This is a genomic window from Flavisolibacter nicotianae, assembly GCF_003628535.1.
In the GTDB taxonomy this organism is placed as follows: Bacteria; Bacteroidota; Bacteroidia; order Chitinophagales; family Chitinophagaceae; genus Flavisolibacter; species Flavisolibacter nicotianae.
Genome location: NZ_RBCI01000056.1, coordinates 1 through 1138 on the forward strand (window position 1 = coordinate 1; position 1138 = coordinate 1138).

1 protein-coding gene is annotated in these 1138 nt (G+C 51.8%); it reads right to left on the reverse strand.

The window, feature by feature from the left end; genetic code table 11:
* A partial coding sequence (locus D6024_RS26375) for a DUF4331 domain-containing protein (protein WP_162945071.1) occupies positions 1-969 on the reverse strand: 969 nt, incomplete at its 3' end.
* Between the last annotated feature and the right edge of the window lie 169 nt (positions 970-1138).

The window sequence follows — 1138 nt, forward strand, 5'->3', positions numbered from 1 at the left end:
GACAAAATAGGGCTCAAACTGACTCTCGCTATTGGTCTTTGTAAAATTCCACTCGTCCTTCCTGCCAACAGGTATTATCACTTCGTTGGTAAGGGGCATCCCTAAACGGGACACCTGCACCCAGTTGCCCGAAACTTGCTCTGTTGCAGTGTTTGGGTCAAAGGTGGTAATTGCCGGGCGGCTGGCCGATGCATATACGCCGATGATGTAATTGGGATCCAGAATACTAGCGGCAGCTGCGGCCGGCTTTCCATTTTTCGAGAGGGTGGCAATGGGCACTTCCAGTACCAGTGAGTGACAATTGAATTTGGCCAAACCATCCCGCGCATCAGCGCCATGACGGATATTGGCAAGATCAAAGACACCTCCCAGGTCAACAAAGAACGGATCATCAACAGGACCGGCAAAAACGCGTTCGCCGGTTGAAGCTGTTTGAATTGCACCCATCATCAGGCTTTCATAGCTGGCTGCACCCAAGCCCACAACGGGGTTTTCAATCGAGCGGGGTCCGATGTTGGGAGGCGGTACCATACCATTGGCCACGATGGTGCTGAACGTTGTGCCGCCGTTTGTGCTGCGTTCCAGGGTGTAGGTTGTTTTCCAGTTTTCCTTGCCAAGGCGAATGCGGAAGAAGGTTGTCGGGTCTTCGTTCACCTGGTGAAAGCTGAATCGATAAATGATGTCATCACCCGCTGACCCGTTATTTTCCACATGGATCTCGTAACGGATATTCTCGCCGAAGGTGTACCAGTTGGGTCCACCGGCGGGATGTTCAAAGGGAATGTAGTTGGCAATCAGCACAACCTTCTCGGGATCATTCGGGCTTCGAAACGCATAGACATCCGTATTGTCGGCCAGCGGATCGTTGGAGATCAGCGGCGCTTCCCGGTGCGAGGAAGCAAGGGCTGTGGTTTGTGTAAGGAACAAACAAACCAAAACGGCCAAAATCGCTCCAAATATTTTTTTCATAATCGTGTAGTTTGATTTGTTAGAACCTTGGTTGCAGGGTGTAATCAAACCCTCTCCAGGGGGTTTGAACATAGGGGAAGGTGGTTTTCTGTGTGGTGTCGTTTTTTGTTGGTCCGGCGGTAAAGCCAAGGACTTTTTGAAGCCGGGGTGTGACGGGGCTGCCGCTGCC